We start from the raw sequence: 16,496 nt of genomic DNA, 5'->3' as shown, positions 1-16,496 counted from the left end.
CCCGCGAATCACGAGAACTCGTTATCCTCCGGTCCGGACGGCCGACTACCGCCATCACGGCGAAAGCCCGGTTCCCTTGCGGGAACCGGGCTTTCGAGCTCAGCGGGCGCGCACGCCCAGCGAACTACTTACGCAGCGAGGCCGGAACCTCGAAGCGGGAGCCGAACTTCGCGGCCAGCTCGTCGGCGCGAGCCACGAAGGCCTCCTGGCCACCCGGGTAACCGACCACGAACTGGTGCACACCACCGGTCCAGGCCGGGAAACCGATGCCCATGATCGAACCGATGTTGGCGTCGGCGGTGGAGGTGAGCACGCCCTCGTCGAAGCACTTCTGGGTCTCGATGGCCTCGGCGAACATCATCCGGTCCTTGAGGTCCTCGAAGGTGACACCCTCGGGGAGTTCGCGGGAGGAGTTGAAGGTCGAGCGCAGCTCGCTCCACAGACCGACGGCCTTGCCGTCGACGTAGTCGTAGAAGCCGCCGCCACCGAGGCGACCGGTACGGCCGTGGCCGTCCACCAGGGTGTCGAGCACCTTGCCCGACGCGACGACGACCGGGTCGGAGGCGCGGCCGGCGGCCTGCAGGGCCTCCTCGGTCTCCTTACGGATCTTCAGCATGGTGTTGAAGTTGAGCTCGTCGCTCAGCTTCAGCGGCGCGGCCGGGTAGCCCGCCTGCAGACCGGCCTGCTCGACGGTCTGCGGGTCGATGCCCTCGGCGACCATCGCGATGGCCTCGTTGATGAAGGTACCGATGACGCGCGAGGTGAAGAAGCCACGCGAGTCGTTGACCACGATCGGGGTCTTGCGGATCGCCAGGGTGTAGTCGTACACCCGGGCCAGCGCCTCGTCCGAGGTCTGCTCACCACGGATGATCTCGACCAGCGGCATCTTGTCGACCGGGGAGAAGAAGTGGATGCCGATGAAGTCGGCGGGCCGCTTCACGTTCTCCGCGAGCGCGGTGATCGGCAGGGTCGAGGTGTTGGAACCGAGCAGCGCGTCGGCGTCCACGATGTCCTGGATCTCCGCGAACACCTTGCCCTTGAGCTCGGGGTTCTCGAAGACGGCCTCGATGACGAAGTCGACACCGGCGAAGTCGGCCGCGTCGGCGGTCGGGGTGATCTTGGCCAGCAGCGCGTCCGACTTCTCCTGGGTGGTCTTGCCACGCGAGAGGGCCTTCTGCTCCAGCTTGACCGAGTAGTCCTTGCCCTTCTCGGCGGCCTCGATGGTGACGTCCTTCAGGACGACGTCGAAGCCGGCCTTGGCGGAGACGTACGCGATACCCGCGCCCATCATGCCGGCGCCGATGACACCGACCTTCTTGATCTCGCGCTTCGGCACGTCCTTGGGACGGCTACCACCGTTGTTGATGTGCTGCAGGTCGAAGAAGAACGCCTGGATCATGTTCTTCGCGACCGGGCCGCACAGCAGGCTGGTGAAGTAGCGCGCCTCGATCAGCGACGCGTTGTCGAAGTCGACCTGCGAGCCCTCGACCGCGGCGGACATGATGGCCAGCGGGGCCGGCATGTTCTGGCCCTTGATCTGCTTGCGCAGGTTGGCCGGGAAGGCCGGCAGGTTCGCGGCGAACGCGGGGACGGCGGGGGTGCCGCCGGGGATCTTGAAGCCCTTCTTGTCCCAGGGCTGCACGCCACCCTCGGGGTTGGCCTTGATCCACGCCTTGGCGGCGGGCACCAGCTCCTCGACGGAACCGACGATCTCGTTGATCAGGCCCAGCTCCTTGGCCTTGCCGACCTTGTGGCGCTGGCCCTGCAGCAGCACCTGCATCAGGGCGGTCTGCAGACCGAGCATGCGCACGGTACGGGTGACACCGCCACCACCGGGCAGCAGGCCCAGGCTGGCCTCGGGCAGACCGATCTGCATGCCCTTGACGTCCGCGGCGATCCGGTAGTGACAGGCCAGCGCGATCTCCAGGCCACCGCCGAGCGCGGCGCCGTTGATGGCGGCGACGACCGGCTTGCCCAGCTGCTCGAGCTTGCGCAGCGGGTCCTTGATCTCGCGTACCATGTCGAAGATCTGCTGGGCGTCGTCCGGGGTGACCTGCATCATGTTCTTCAGGTCGCCGCCGGCGAAGAAGGTCTTCTTGCCGGAGGTCAGCACGACACCGGTGATGTCGTCCTTCTCCGCGTACAGGCGGTCCACGGTCGCGGCCATGGACTGCTTGTAGGCGTCGTTCATCGTGTTGGCGCCCTGGTTGGGGTCGTCGACGGTCAGCACGACGATGCCGTCGGCATCCTTCTCCCAGCCGATGATGTTGTCAGTCATTGGTTTTCGTCTCTCCTGTGAGAAAAGTCAGTCGGTCGGGGAAGATCAGACGCGCTCGATGATGGTGGCCACACCCATGCCGCCACCGATGCACAGGGTGATCAGCGCGTAGCGGCCGTTGCGGCGCTCCAGCTCGTCGACCATGGTGCCGGTGATCATGGCGCCGGTGGCGCCGAGCGGGTGGCCCATCGCGATCGCGCCACCGTTGACGTTCAGCTTCTCGTCCGGGACGTTCAGGTCCTTCTGGAACTTCAGCACCACCGAGGCGAAGGCCTCGTTGATCTCGACCAGGTCCATGTCCTCGATGGTCAGGCCGGCGTGCGCCAGGGCCTTCTTCGCGGCCGGGGTCGGGCCGGTGAGCATGATGGTCGAGTCGGCGCCGGAGGTGGCGGTGGCGACGACGCGCGCCCGCGGGGTCAGGCCGGAGGCCTTACCGGCGTCCTCGTTACCGATCAGCAGCAGCGCGGCGCCGTCGACGATGCCCGAGGAGTTACCACCGTGGTGCACGTGGTTGATCTTCTCGACGTAGGTGTACTTCTGCAGCGCGACGGCGTCGAAGCCACCCATCTCGCCGATGCCGGCGAAGGACGGGTTCAGCTTGGCCAGGTCGGCGGCGGTGGTGCCGGGGCGCATGTGCTCGTCGTTGTCGAGCACGGTCAGGCCGTTGATGTCCTTGACCGGGACGATCGACTTGGCGAAGTAGCCGCCGGCGGTGGCCTTGGCGGCGAGGTCCTGCGAACGCACGGCGTAGGCGTCGACGTCGTCGCGGGTGAAGCCCTCGATGGTGGCGATGAGGTCGGCGGACACACCCTGCGGCACGAAGTAGCCGTTGTAGTTGGTGGCCGGGTCGAGCGCCCAGGCGCCGCCGTCGGAGCCCATCGGCACGCGGGACATTGACTCGACACCACCGGCGAGGACCAGCTCGTCGAAGCCGGAGCGCACCTTCTGGGCGGCCAGGTTGACGGCCTCGAGGCCGGAGGCGCAGAAGCGGTTGAGCTGGAAACCACCGACGGTGTCGGGCAGGCCGGCGATGGTGACGGTGACGCGGGCGATGTCCATGCCCTGGTCGCCGACGGGAGTCACGACACCCAGGATCAGGTCCGAGATCCGGTCCTCGTCGAGGTTCGGGAAGCGGTTCCGCAGCTCCTGGACCAGACCGACAGTCAGGTCGATCGGCTTGACCGAGTGCAGCGAGCCGTTCTTCTTGCCGCGGCCGCGCGGGGTGCGGATGGCCTCGTAAATGTAGGCCTCGTTGGTCATGTCGAGTTTCCTTCCGTTGGGTGCGCCGACACCGCGACTGTGCGGTGCGGCCGCCGGCGTGCTACCTGCATACGCTGTAAAAACACTGGAACACATCGGCGCGCGGGTCCCTGCGGCGGCACGGTGGACCGTGCGCGCCTGGCGACTCGCGACATCAATGCTGTCGGCACCCGATGATAATACCGCCGAATGCGAACTGCCGTTAACTTAACGTCCCCGCACGGGGCACTGTCAACCCTCCAGTGAGGTGGCGCCCAACTCGCTACGCAACAGCTCCAACGCCACCTCATCAGGGTCGAGGCGACCGTTGGAGGGTGCCGGGGTCGCGGCGTCGGCCATCATCTCCCGCTCCTCCTCCGGCGTCGGCGCAGGTGGAAGCCGGTCATAACCTACCGGCGAGTAGTCGGACGGCCCCGGATCGTCGGGCTGGTCCGGATAGTCCGGTGGCGGAATATCGTCATCAGGAGCCGCGGACCCACGGGACTGACTCGGCCGGGTGAAACGCGGCGGTTCCGCGCGCCTGGGGGCTTGACCGGCCGGACCCCGGCCCGGCTCGGCACCCGAGTCGGCCCGCACGGCACCGTCGGCGGCTCCCCAGCCCGAACTCGGCTGACCACCCTGCGGACCCGGCGCGGCGGTATCCGACGATCCCGGCCGCGCCGGCGCCCGGCCCGACCGCGCGGCGGCACCGCCCGCACCACCGGCCCCGCCGGGCGGGTTGCCGGTGCCGACCTCCCACCGCACCTCGAGCTCGGCCCCGAGCACATCGCGGATCGCCGACCGCAGCGCCTCGACGTATTGCGGAGTGGACAAGCGCTGAGCCAGCGCGGCGTGCGGATGTGCGAACACGACCGTGCCGCTGTCGACGCGCAGGACCGCCGCCCCCGACAGCAACGCCTGCACCGCGGCACCGTACTTGCGGACCTCGGCGCGGATATCGGCCCAGCGGGCCTCGACATCGGCGGCCCCGACACCTGCCGCCGCTCCCCCGGCACCGGAGGCCGCGGCTTCGCTCGGAACCTCGGCGGCAGCGCCCGAACCCGCATCCGGCGGATTGCCCGGGCTCGGATCGGTGCCTGCGGGTGGACGGCCGGTTTCCGCCGCCTCGGACTCCGCGACGGCGGCGCGCTCACTGGATACCGCCGAATCATCGACCGCGCCGGACACTTCCGGCCCGGCCGAACGGGACGCCGCCGCGGGTGCGGCGGTCGGGCTCGAATCGGACTGCGGCACAGCGCCGACCGGACCGGAAGCAGCAGCGCCTGCAGCTCCGCCCGCCGGGCTACCAGCGGTGACGTTATCCGGCCCGGCGGCGTCACCGCGTGCGGTACCCCGCTCCCACGGCCCGGGCGCGGTCGAAGGCGACACCGGCGCACCGACATTCGATGCGGGAGTGCTCGGCTGCGGCTCGCGCGCCGTGGACTCGCCGGCGGACTGCGGGGCACCGGAGCTCGCGACGCCATCCCGCGCCGCATCGGTAGACGCGGGCCGGTCCTGTGGTGCACCGGCGCTCGCGGCGACCTGTGGCGCAACCGTATTCGCGGACCCGCTCTGCACCGAAGAAGCACCTGCGGCACCGGAGACATCGGCCTGCGTGGCGTCGGCATCCGGACCGGCCTGCGGGACTTCGGCGTTCGCCGCGGGGGCCGGAGCGGATGCGTCGGACCGAGCGGCGGTGTGCCCGGCAGCCGGGGCGGGCTGCTGGGCCGCGGCCGCGCCACCGGATCGCTGCTCCCGGAGTGCGGCAAGCGCTTCCGCCCCGCGGTGGCGGGGTTCACCACCGGCCGGCGCGGGCGCGGCGGACGACGGCGCTTCCGAGCGGGGTTGCGGTCGCGATGGCGGCGCGGGCGCGACACCGGAGGCCAGGCCCTGTTCCAGCCGTTCCAGGCGCTGCAGGGTCGCGGCTTCGGCATCGGAGGCCGAGGGCAGCAGCATGCGGGCGCAGATCACTTCGAGCAGCAGGCGGGGCGCGGTGGCGCCGCGCATCTCGCCGAGGCCCTCGTGCAGCAGTTCGGCGCAGCGGGTGAGGGTGGCCGGACCGATCCGGGTCGCCTGGTCACGCATGCGATCGAGGACGTCGCCGGGGCCGGTGACCAGATTGCGTTCAGCGGCATCGGGAACCGCGCGCAACAGGATCAGGTCGCGCAGGCGTTCCAGCAGGTCGGTGGCGAAGCGGCGCGGGTCGTGCCCGGCCTCGACGACCCGGTCGATCGCGCCGAACAGGGCCGCGCCGTCGGCGGCGGCGAGCGCTTCGACGGCCTCGTCGATGAGGGCGATGTCGGTGACGCCGAGCAGGGTCACCGCGCGGCTGTAGGTGACGCCGTCGGCGCCGGCACCGGCGAGCAGCTGGTCGAGGACGCTGAGGCTGTCGCGCGGCGAACCGCCACCGGCGCGGATGACCAGCGGATAGACCGCCTCCTCGACCCGCACGCCCTCCTGGTCGCAGATGCGGCCGAGCAGGCCGCGCATGGTGGCCGGCGGCAGCAGCCGGAACGGATAGTGGTGGGTGCGCGACCGAATGGTGGCGAGCACCTTGTCCGGCTCGGTGGTGGCGAAGATGAAGATCAGGTGGGCCGGCGGCTCCTCGACGATCTTCAGCAGCGCGTTGAAGCCCGCGGTGGTGACCATGTGCGCCTCGTCGACGATGAACACCCGGTACCGCGACTCGGCAGGCGCGTAGAACGCGCGGTCGCGTAGTTCCCGGGTGTCGTCGACGCCACCGTGACTGGCCGCGTCGAGTTCGATGACGTCGAGGTTGCCGGGGCCGCCGGGCGCGAGGGCGATGCAGGACGGGCAGACCCCGCAGGGACGCGACGTCGGCCCTTCGACGCAGTTGAGCGACCGGGCGAGGATGCGCGCGGAGGAGGTCTTGCCACAGCCGCGCGGCCCGGAGAACAGGTAGGCATGGCTGATCCGGCCGGTATCCAGTGCGGTACTCAGCGGGTCGGTGACGTGCTCCTGGCCCACCACTTCGGCGAATGTTGCCGGTCGGTACTTTCGGTACAGAGCCACGCGGCAAGAGTATCGGGGTAGTCCGACAACCGAGAGGTCGCGGCTGTTCTTGCGCACCGGCACTCATTCGATGTGATGCACCTCACAGGTCGCACCCGCGAGTCTCACGGCGCCGGAACCCTCACCGCGCCTGCCGAACTGTCTGCCGAACCCTTTTCGCAAGAATTATCGGGTTATTTTCGAACTTCCGGATTGTTTGCTCCACGACGCGCCCATATAACGATCAAGTCACCAATTCACTGGTGAAGGCAATTGACTGGCTACCCTGTACTCGGCAACTTCGGTAGCCAAACCTTCATCAGGTTGGTGGCTCCGGCCGGTCCCTCATCCCGGCCGGGGCGCAACCTGGTAACTCCCCGCCCGGCAGCTCCGGCCCACTCGCCGGTTACCGCCCCGGATGCGGCCATCACCCACTGCCAGTACCGGAGGACCGCCGCCCGTGCCGCCCAGCGACGACATCGCCGCAGTCCTGCTCGCGAGCACCGAATTCGCCGGTGACGAGGATGCCGCCCAGCTGCTGAGCCGGGCCATCGACCCGGCCGGGCACGACCTGCACCGCGATTCGCTGCCGGTCACCGCGACCACCGATCCACAGACCGCCGCCGCCATTCTGGAACTCATCGAACACGGTCAGGTACCGACCATGGCGGCCGTGCGAACCCAGCTGACGCAGAACGCGGTTCGCGCCGAGGTCGAACGAATCGAACGATTGGGCCGAGTCGCACAGCGCAGTATCGATGAATTCGGCCGGATACTGGCAAATCTCACTGCCGAATATTGGGACACCCACGGCGAGGGGCCCACTCGGCGCATTGTTCTCCGGTCCGAGCCTTTACTTTCGCTCGTTCGCGAACGCATCGGCGATATCGAACCGGCTGCGGTCAAACATCTCTGGCTGATCGAACGCGCCCAGCGCGCCGGCTGGATCGCCTACGACGCGGGCCCGCGATCGCTGTGCGCCGGCCGGCGGTTCCACTCGTCCCGCTACGGCAACCGGGTCTCGCTGCGCCCGGTCAGCGTCATCGGCACCCTGGTCGCCGGCTTCCTGCGCGATCACGAGACCACCCACGGACGTCCGGCCCGCTGGTCCGCACTGGCCCACGATCTGCGCGACGATCGCGGCCGCCGCGTGTTCAACGACACCGCCGACGCCCGCGCCCAACAGCAGTGGCTGCGGACCGCGCAGTGGATGGATCTGCGCGACGGACTGCCGGTGGCCGGTCAGCGCGGTCTGCGGGCCCTCGCACGGCAGGGCGCGAGGCGCCGGCCGACCGCGCGCGGACCGAAAGACCTGGCTGTAACGCCGATCACAAGGTGATGCTTCGGTAACTTCCTTGCAACGCGACTTCGCGTGAAAGGAGTGCCCTTGCTGTCCACACTCGACCCTGCCGCCACTACCTGGCTGCTCGTCAGCACCGCCCTGGTGCTGCTCATGACGCCCGCACTGGCCCTGTTCTACGGCGGCATGGTCCGCTCGTCCGGTGTCCTCAACATGCTGATGATGAACTTCATCTGCATCCCGCTGGTCACCGTGGCCTGGCTGCTGGTGGGGTATCCGCTGGCCTTCGGCAACGACGCGGGCGGCGGGATCATCGGCAAGCTCAGCCACGCCGGGCTCTCCGGGATCGACCCGAGCACGGTCCGCGGCGGCGTCCCCGAACTGCTCTTCGTCACCTTCCAGCTGACCTTCGCCATCCTGACCGCCGCCCTGATCAGTGGCGCGATCGCCGACCGGGCCAAGTTCTCGGCCTGGATGATCTTCGTGCCGGTGTGGACGATCGCGGTCTACGCGCCGATCGCGCACTGGGTGTGGGGTCCGTCGGGCTGGCTGCAGAAGCTGGGCACGCTCGACTTCGCCGGCGGTCTGGTCGTCGAGATCGCGTCCGGCGCCTCCGCGCTGGCGATGGCGCTGGTCCTCGGGCCGCGCATCGGGTTCAAGGTCGACGCGATGCGGCCGCACAACCTGCCGTTCGTCCTGCTCGGCGCGGGCCTGCTGTGGTTCGGCTGGTTCGGGTTCAACGCCGGTTCGGCGATCACCGCCGACGGCAAGGCCGCCGCGGTCTTCCTCAACACCCTCGTGGCCGGCTGTCTGGGCATGCTGGGCTGGCTGGTGGTCGAGCAGATTCGCGACGGCAAGCCGACCACCTTCGGTGCGGCGTCGGGTGCGGTGGCCGGTCTGGTCGCCATCACCCCGTCCTGCGGCGAGGTGAACACGCTGGGCGCGATGGTCGTGGGTCTGGCTGCGGGCGTGTTCTGTTCGTTCGCGGTGGGCTGGAAGTTCAAGGCCGGCTATGACGATTCGCTCGACGTCGTGGGCGTGCACTTCGTGGGCGGTGTGGTCGGCACGCTGCTGATCGGGCTGCTCGCGAGCAAGGTGATGACTGGTGGTCCGCGCGGCCTGTTCTACGGTGGCGGCCTCACGCAGGAGGGCTACCAGCTGGTCGGGGTGCTGACTGTGGCGGCGTACGCGTTCACGATGTCGTTCGTCCTGGGCAAGGTGATCGACCGGATTCTCGGCTTCCGGGTCAGCAAGGAGGACGAGGTCGCCGGTGTCGACTTCGCCCTGCACGCCGAGACCGCGTATCCCGAGGGGGTGCACGGCCACGCGCCGCGTGGCACGCTCGGTCACCACTGACACTCGCCGCAACGAACGAAGGTCACCACGGTCGCCTCGCGACGGTGGTGACCTTCGGTCGTTTCCGGGTCAGCTCACGTCACCGTCGCTGGCGGTGAACGTATTGCACTGTGCCGTCTTGTTCTTGTCGAATCCCGTGGTCCACCAGTCGCCCATGTGCTGCGAGGTGCCGTGGTCGCGCATGTCGCCGGGAGCGTCACCGCGGCCGTAGGCGTCCTGCTTGGCGTTGCGTGCCTGGGTCTGGTTCAGCCCGCCGCCGCTGGTCGACGAGGCCAGGTACATGCCGTCGAAACAGTTGGCCTGCAACTCGATCCGCCGGGACAGCTCCAGCCCGGCGGGGGAGGTGGCCCCGGCGTCGCGGCGCTGCTTGTTGGCAGAGGACAGGATGCCCGCCAGCGCCTGCACGTGATGACCGTACTCGTGGGCGAACACCGAAAGGTAGATCTCCCAGTGGTTTCCGAACATGTCGGTCTGCAGCTGGCTGAGCGGCATGTAGATGGTCTGGTCGGCACCGCAGTAGAAGGCCGCGAAGTTGTTGCTGCTGCCGGTGCACTTGGTGGTGATGCCGGCCGTCGACGCGCTCACGTTCAATTTCGGTGCGGTGAACGGGATGTGGGCGGCGGAGAGCACCGGCTGCCACTCGTTCTGCAGGCAGGTGGCGGCGGTCTCGAAGAACGTGCGGGCCACCGTCACGTCGGTGGAACTCCACGGCGTGTAGGCGCATTTGGCCGCGGCCAGTGGGGCTCCCGGTGCCGCGAGCAGCGGATTGTCGCCGGTGCTGCCCGGCGGCGCCGGCGCACCGGTGGTCGGCGAATAACTGAAGTTCGACGAATCGTTCGAGTGGTGGCTGTCGTGCCAGCCGGCGATCATCACGCCGCGGACCAGCACCAGCACGATCACAGTGACGAGGAACGCGAAGAAGCGTCCGGCGCCGCCCTTGCGGCGCTGCGGCGGGCGGCCCGGGGGCGGCCCGTAGGGCGTCGGCGCCCGATAGCCCTGCGCCCCAGCGTATCCCGGCGGATACGGGGACTGCTGCGGGTAGGGATTCTGCGGCGGATACTGCTGCCGATACGGCTGCTGGTAAGGCTGCTGCGGCGGATACGGTGGCCGGTAGCCGGGAGGGGTCCCGTAGGGCTGCCCCGCTCCCGGGTTCGGCCCGTAACCGTACGGTGGTTGGGTCACTCCCCCGAACCCCCTCGTTCCTTATTCGACTCGACAGGCGCTGACGAAGGATAGCAAGGCCGTCACGACCTTGGCTTCCCCGCGCGAGCGGCCCGCTCCGCTCCAGCCGCCGACGACGAGAACCCTTAAGCTGTGGCCCATGCGGATGAATCGGGGGGGCGCCCTGGGCGCTCTGCTGCTGGTTGCTGTCGGACTGGCAGTGTCGACGCCGGCAGCTCAGGCTCAGGATCCGGCGCCAGGCGTGACCCTGCGGGCCGACATCGTGCTCGACGAGAAGGGGCTCGAGCAGGTCACCGAGACGGTGACCGTGCCCGAGAGCGGCAGTTACCACCAGGTGCTGCCGCTGCGAATCGCCTTGCCGGACAGCGGGGAACGGCGCTTCGACGTGACCGACATCTCCGCCACCGGACCGGGTACCGCGCAGGTCGCCGGCGACACCTTCACCATCGACGCCAAGCCCGGTGAGTCCACCTTCAAATACACCGTGCACGGGACGGTCAGCGACCTGCCCGGCAGCCAGATCTTTCACTGGACCGGCACACTCGACGCGGACGTGTCGTCGATCGCCGTCACTGTGATCGCGCCCTCGTACCAGCTGGGCATCGAGAGCTGCACGATCGGCCCGATCGGCAAGGCGGTGCCGTGCTCGGACGTGCGCGTCGAACCCGACGGCACCCTGCACCTGGATCAGGAGAATCTGCAGCGCGGTGACGTCCTCGACATCACCATGCAGCTACCGCCGGGCACCGTGCCCGCGAATGCCGATATCAGCGGCAACGATTCGGGTCCGTTCGCGCCGACCACGCCGGTCTGGATCGCGCTCGCGGCCCTGCTGCTGGCCCTGGCCGGCGGTGCGGGGTACGTGCTGTGGGCGCGCAATCGTGATGCGGCGGCGCTGAACACGAGCGGTGCGTCCGCTCCCGCCGATCCGATCCGGCGCGACGGCGGCACGGCACAGTTCGTTTCGCCCGACGGCGTGCTGCCGGGCGAGGCCGGCGCGCTGCTGGACGGCACCGTCTCGGCGGCCGCGCTGGCCGCCACGGCGGTCGATCTGGCGGCCCGGCGCTACCTGCGATTCACCGCGATCTCCGATACCGATTGGCGGATCACGCGACTCAACGCCGCCGACGACCAGCTGCGCGCCTACGAGCGGGCCACCTACGACGCGCTGCTGCCCGCCGGCTCGGACACCGTCCAGGTCTCCGAACTCCGAAAGTCGGCTCCGGCCGCGGAGATTCGGCGCGCACTGCAGGCGGAGACCGCCGCGAGCGGTCTGCTGTCCCCGCGCGGCCGCCGCGATCTGACCTTCTGGGTGGGGGCCGCGCTGCTGGTCGTGGGTGTCGTCGCGACCGTGGCGCTGGCGATCGCGGGCCGGCACGCGCTGGTCGGCGTGGCCTTGGCGGCCGGCGGTGCCGCGGCACTGCTGGTGCCACGCTGGCTGCCGCCGCGCACCCCGGCGGGCAGCGAGCTCGCCGGTAAGATCCTGTCGCTGCAGCAGGGCCTGGAAAGCCTGGCGCCCGACCGGATTCCGGTCGCCGATCGCGAGGTGTTCTTTTCCCGCGCGCTGCCGTTCACCATCATCAACGGCCGGGCCGACAACTGGATCCGGGTGTTCCGCGACACCGATCTGCTCGGCGACGGCGACCCGGGGCTGTACTGGTTCGGCGGATTCGAGCGGGAGCGCAACCTGCACCGGTTCGCCGGTCATTTCCCGTATTTCATCACCGCGCTGCAGGGCGTCTTCGGCAAGGACTGATCCCGCTACGACGACGGCCCGGCAGCGAGCCGGGCCGTCGTCGTATTCGAGAGCCGGTGCCGCACAGCACCGTTCACCGCGCTCAGGGTGCCGGGCGCACACTCCGGCGGATCGCGGAGAGCGGATCGGCGTAGAACACGCTGAGCGCGGTCACCGCCGCCGCGTGCTCCTGCACCCGCGGGCCGAACCGGCTGATCCGCAGATCGGCCGGGGCCAACGAGGTGTACTGCGCGAAAGCCTTTGCGACCGTGTCGATGCCGGGCCGGTATCCGGTGAAGGCCTGCCCGCCCAGCACCACTCGGTCCGGATTGAACATGTCACGCACGAGCGCCGCAGTGCGCCCGAGGATCTCGGCCCGCTCGTGCAGCATCTCACGCGCCCGTTCCGAACCGGACTCGGCGGCCCGATACAGGTCGGCGATCACCGGCCGCCGGGGTGCTTCCCGGCGCGGCACGATGCCGGCCGTGACGGCCCGGGCCAACACCGCCGACTCTCCCACGGTGGCTTCGAAGCAGCCGCGCCGGCCGCACGAGCACTCGATCGACGAACCGGTCGGTAGGTGCGCGATCGATCCCGGGCCGTTGGCGGGCGTGTGCACCCGGTCGTGGACGGTAACCGCGATGCCGGCGGTTTCGCGAGCGTAGATGTAGAGGCTGGATCCGGGGCGCGCGGCCTCCGGCGCCCCGAGCAGCAGCTCGGCCGCCGCCATCGCCTCCACGTGCGTAGAGACCGAGACCGGCAGGTCGAGTACCGCGCCGAACACGGCGTTGACCGGGGCGGACCGCCAGTCCAAGCGGGGATGTTCGACGACGCCCGCCACCGGGTCGACACGGCCCGCCAGCGCCACGCCCACCCACAGCGGACGGCGGCGCGGCATCCGGTCGAGGAAGGCCTTCGCGCTGCGCGCGATGATCGTCAGGGCCGCGTCCTGACCCGCCTGCGGCGTGGCGATCTCCAGGCCGCCGAGGATGCGGCCGGCCAGGTCGGCGGCGATGATCCGGGTGACGTTGGCCCCGATGTGCACACCGAGGGTGGCGTAGCTGTCGGTGTCCACCTCGAACGGGACGCGGGGGCGGCCGACGGCGCCGGATGCGGTGAGGTCAGCGCGTTCCCGGAGCAAGCCAGCTGAAATCAATGCCGACACTTGGCGATTCACCGTGGCAATGCTCAAACCAGTTGCCTGCGAAGCATTGTCGCGGAAGATCGGCCCGCGGGTGGCGGCGCGCAGTACGGCGCCGGCCGGGTTGTCGGAGACCCGCAGTTCCGGCGGTACGGCCGGGCGGATCGTGGCGGGACGGGCGGGGAGCGATCGTGCGGCCGATCGCTCGAGCAGTGGGCTCGTCATGATATGTCAATCCTTGTTGACGCCCGATCAGGGCGCGAAAATGATCAGCAACAAGGCAGCGAGCAGGGCCCGAGGATCGCCGGACGGCGACGGGAGGACGGTCTCAGCTGCGCGGCAGGGAACAACAGAGTTCCCGCTGCCGCGGCAGCCGCACACCCAACGCGATGGTCATGTAGGTGACCCGCGTGGCGTTCGAACGGCTGGAGGACATACCGAGAAAGTTAGCACCTCGAGCCCGATGGACGCCAGACCGGGCGGTTTGCATGCATTGCGATCACTCTGATTCCAAGAATTCGCACGCCACAACAGGTGGCGCAATAGGCCGTTTCGGGCCGCATTTCGCCAGGCGGCACCGGCGCCGGGCCCGGCGCAATCCTCGGCCCACGCTCGGGCCGGCCACCGCGACCCGGCCGTCCCCACCCGGCGCGACTTTACAGTTTTCGCAGGTCACGAACAGGAGAGGAGCAGGCTATGACAGCATCACCGACGCCGCTGCGGCGCGCGGATCGCGCCCGGCAGGTCGCCGATGTGCTGCGCCAGCAGATCCACGCCGGCACCGTCACCGACGCCCTGCCCAGCGAGGCCGAACTCGCCGCCGACTACGCGGTCTCCCGCAACACCGTGCGCGAGGCCCTCGGACTGCTCCGCGACGAGGGCCTCATCGACCGGGCACCCCGCGTCGGAACACACGTCACCCAACGCAAGTTCGACCACGGACTCGACGCGCTGCGCGGCCTCAAGGAGACGCTGCGCGGCCAGGGTGAGGTCCGCAACGAGGTGCGCGCGGCGACCCGGTTGCGGCCGCCGCCGGCGGTCGCCCGACGCCTGCGGCTATCGCCCGGCGAATCCGTGGTGTATCTCGAGCGACTCCGGTTCCTGGGCGATCTGCCGCTCAGCCTCGACCTCACCTACCTGGTTCCCGATATCGGCGCGGAGATCCTGGACCGCGACCTGGCCGGCAACGACGTCTTTGCTCTGATCGAGGAGATCAGCGGCGGCCCACTGGGTTCCGCCGACATAGCGCTCGAGGCCGTGACCGCGGACGCGCATTCCGCGGCCACCCTGCAACTGCCCGAGGGCGGCGCGATCCTGCTGCTGGAACGCCTCACCCGGCTCGAGGACGGACGTCCCGTCGACCTCGAGTACATCCGGCTGCGCGGTGACCGGCTCACCATGCGCGGCAACCTCGTTCGACCCACCGATACCGGCCGGAGGCTGATCTGAATGGCACTGGTCACCCAGCGCACCGACGTTCCCGTCACCATCGACGAATCCCTCTGCATCCAGGGCTGCACCCTGTGCGTGGAGATCTGCCCGCTCGACTCGCTGGCCATAAATCCGGACAACGGTAAGGCCTACATGCACGTCGACGAGTGCTGGTACTGCGGCCCGTGCGCGGCCCGCTGCCCCACCGGCGCCGTCACCGTCAACATGCCCTTCCTGCTGCGCTGATCCAGCACCCCTGCACTTTTCGAGGACACCATGAAGCACCTGCCCGCGCGGCTGGTGGCGATCGCCGCTGCCGTCGCACTCTCGGCCACCGGCTGCGCCCTGCAGCAGGATTCCGGCAACACCGTCGAGGTGGTCGTCGGCTACCAGTCCAAGACCATCAACACCGTCACGGCCGGCACCCTACTGAAGGCGAAAGGTTATCTGGAACAGAGACTTTCGCAACTCACCAAGGACGGCGGGCCGAAGTACCACGTCACCTGGCAGGACTACGACACCGGCGCGCCGATCACCGCGCAGATGGTGGCGGAGAAGATCGACATCGGCTCGATGGGCGACTACCCGTTGCTGATCAACGGATCCCGTACCCAGGCCAACGAGCGCGCGAAGACCGAGTTCGTCTCGGTCACCGGCTATCAGCCGCGTGGATCGCTGAACATGATCGTGGTCAAGCCCGACTCGACGGTGCAGTCGGTCGCCGAGCTCGCCGGGAAGAAGCTGTCTTCCAGCGTCGGGTCGGCCAGCGACGGGCTGCTGCGGCAGGCATTGAGCCGCAACAACATCGACCCGAAGTCCGGTGCCGAGGTACTGAACCAGCAGCCGCAGATCGGCGCTACCGCATTGGAATCCGGTCAGGTGCAGGCACTCTCGCAGTTCGTCGCCTGGCCGGGGCTGCTGGTCTTCCAGAACCGGGCGAAAGCACTGTTCGACGGCGGCGAGCTGAACGTGCCCACCTTCCACGGCGTGGTGGCGCGGCGCGACTACACCCGGCAGCACCCGGAGGTGCTCGACGCCTTCCTGCAGGCCCAGCTGGACGCCACCGACTTCCTGCACCAGCAGCCGCTGGCGGCCGCGCAGACCGTCGCCGACAGTGCCGGGCTGGCACCCGAGGTGGTCTACCTCTACAACGGTCCCGGCGGCACCAGCTTCGACACCCCGCTCAAGCCGCAGCTGATCCAGGCCTTCAAAGGCGATGTGCCGTACCTGAAGTCGATCGGCGACTTCGCCGACCTCGACATCGACAAGTTCGTCGACGACGGCCCGCTGCGCAAGGTCTACAACGAGCGGTCGCTGAATTACGATGCGGCCGTAGCGAACTTCGCCAACCCGGCGCCGATCACCGGCACCGACCCCGTGACCGGCGCCCCCGTCACCGACCCGGCCCACGCGAGCGAGCTCTGGCTGGACGGGCAGAATACGACCCAGCCCGCCGCCGACCCGACCAGTCTGCTGCGCGCGGTGCAGCAGGCCCGGGCCCAGGGCAAGAAGGTGCGGGCCGCCTACGTTCCCGACGCCGAACTCGGTACCCGCTGGTTCGCCGACAAGGCGATCTGGCTGCGCGACGGTGCCACGTACCTGCCGTTCACCACCCCGGCCGGTGCCCAGCGCTACACCGCACAGCACCCGGGCGCCGTGGCGGTGTCCTACGACCAGGCCGTCACCGAGGTGCGGGCGTGAGAACTACCGGGTTCCGATTTCTGCACACCTGTCCACAGGCGGGCCGGCGGACCGGATCGCGTCGCACACCCGGCTGCGCCGCCGGCCGAATCGACGGCGCCGCGCTCGACCGTGCCGTCGC

At 69.4% G+C, this 16,496-nt stretch carries 11 protein-coding genes; 6 read left to right on the top strand and 5 right to left on the bottom strand.

Features of this window, described 5'->3' with window-relative positions:
• Positions 1–124: 124 nt before the first annotated feature.
• From EBN03_RS07935 to EBN03_RS07925, 3 genes are all read right to left on the bottom strand, one after another.
• Positions 125–2,278, bottom strand: a complete 2,154-nt coding sequence (locus EBN03_RS07935; protein WP_122187234.1) for a 3-hydroxyacyl-CoA dehydrogenase NAD-binding domain-containing protein — start codon at positions 2,276–2,278, stop codon at positions 125–127.
• Positions 2,279–2,323: 45 nt separating this feature from the next.
• Complete coding sequence (locus EBN03_RS07930; protein WP_122187233.1) at positions 2,324–3,538, bottom strand: acetyl-CoA C-acetyltransferase; 1,215 nt, start codon at positions 3,536–3,538, stop codon at positions 2,324–2,326.
• Positions 3,539–3,769: 231 nt separating this feature from the next.
• Positions 3,770–6,550, bottom strand: coding sequence for a DNA polymerase III subunit gamma and tau (locus EBN03_RS07925; protein ID WP_233608234.1), 2,781 nt, complete (start codon positions 6,548–6,550; stop codon positions 3,770–3,772).
• 439 nt (positions 6,551–6,989) lie between these two features.
• Here EBN03_RS07925 and EBN03_RS07920 point away from each other — a divergent pair, with 439 nt between their 5' ends.
• A complete protein-coding gene (locus EBN03_RS07920) occupies positions 6,990–7,868 on the top strand; it encodes a hypothetical protein (protein WP_122187232.1) in 879 nt (292 codons plus the stop codon).
• 51 nt (positions 7,869–7,919) lie between these two features.
• Positions 7,920–9,185: an ammonium transporter gene (locus tag EBN03_RS07915; RefSeq protein WP_122187385.1), complete on the top strand. Its 1,266-nt coding sequence runs from the start codon at positions 7,920–7,922 to the stop codon at positions 9,183–9,185.
• 69 nt (positions 9,186–9,254) lie between these two features.
• On the opposite strand, the gene EBN03_RS07910 is transcribed toward EBN03_RS07915, so the two are convergent.
• Positions 9,255–10,367: a neutral zinc metallopeptidase gene (locus EBN03_RS07910; protein WP_233608233.1), complete on the bottom strand. Its 1,113-nt coding sequence runs from the start codon at positions 10,365–10,367 to the stop codon at positions 9,255–9,257.
• A gap of 139 nt (positions 10,368–10,506) precedes the next feature.
• On the opposite strand from EBN03_RS07910, the gene EBN03_RS07905 reads away from it, so the two are divergent.
• Positions 10,507–12,123, top strand: coding sequence for a DUF2207 family protein (locus tag EBN03_RS07905; protein WP_122187231.1), 1,617 nt, complete (start codon positions 10,507–10,509; stop codon positions 12,121–12,123).
• A gap of 82 nt (positions 12,124–12,205) precedes the next feature.
• Here EBN03_RS07905 and EBN03_RS07900 read toward each other — a convergent pair whose 3' ends face one another.
• Entirely contained in the window at positions 12,206–13,468 is a 1,263-nt protein-coding gene (locus EBN03_RS07900) for an ROK family protein (RefSeq protein ID WP_122187230.1), read from the bottom strand.
• 471 nt (positions 13,469–13,939) lie between these two features.
• Here EBN03_RS07900 and EBN03_RS07895 point away from each other — a divergent pair, with 471 nt between their 5' ends.
• From EBN03_RS07895 to EBN03_RS07885, 3 genes are read left to right on the top strand one after another with little or no spacing between them, the layout of a single operon-like run.
• Positions 13,940–14,692 carry a GntR family transcriptional regulator gene (locus tag EBN03_RS07895; protein ID WP_122187229.1) on the top strand — a complete coding sequence of 251 codons (753 nt, stop codon included), beginning with the start codon at positions 13,940–13,942 and terminating at the stop codon, positions 14,690–14,692.
• On the top strand, positions 14,693–14,920 hold the full coding sequence (locus EBN03_RS07890; protein ID WP_122187228.1) for a 4Fe-4S dicluster domain-containing protein: 228 nt from the start codon (positions 14,693–14,695) through the stop codon (positions 14,918–14,920).
• A gap of 30 nt (positions 14,921–14,950) precedes the next feature.
• Complete coding sequence (locus EBN03_RS07885) at positions 14,951–16,375, top strand: ABC transporter substrate-binding protein (RefSeq protein ID WP_122187227.1); 1,425 nt, start codon at positions 14,951–14,953, stop codon at positions 16,373–16,375.
• The last annotated feature ends 121 nt before the right edge of the window (positions 16,376–16,496 follow it).

The sequence above is a fragment of the Nocardia stercoris genome (assembly GCF_003696265.1).
GTDB lineage: Bacteria > Actinomycetota > Actinomycetes > Mycobacteriales > Mycobacteriaceae > Nocardia > Nocardia stercoris.
The sequence above is the reverse complement of the archived record's forward strand: the minus strand, read 5'-3'. Positions and strand labels throughout refer to the sequence as shown.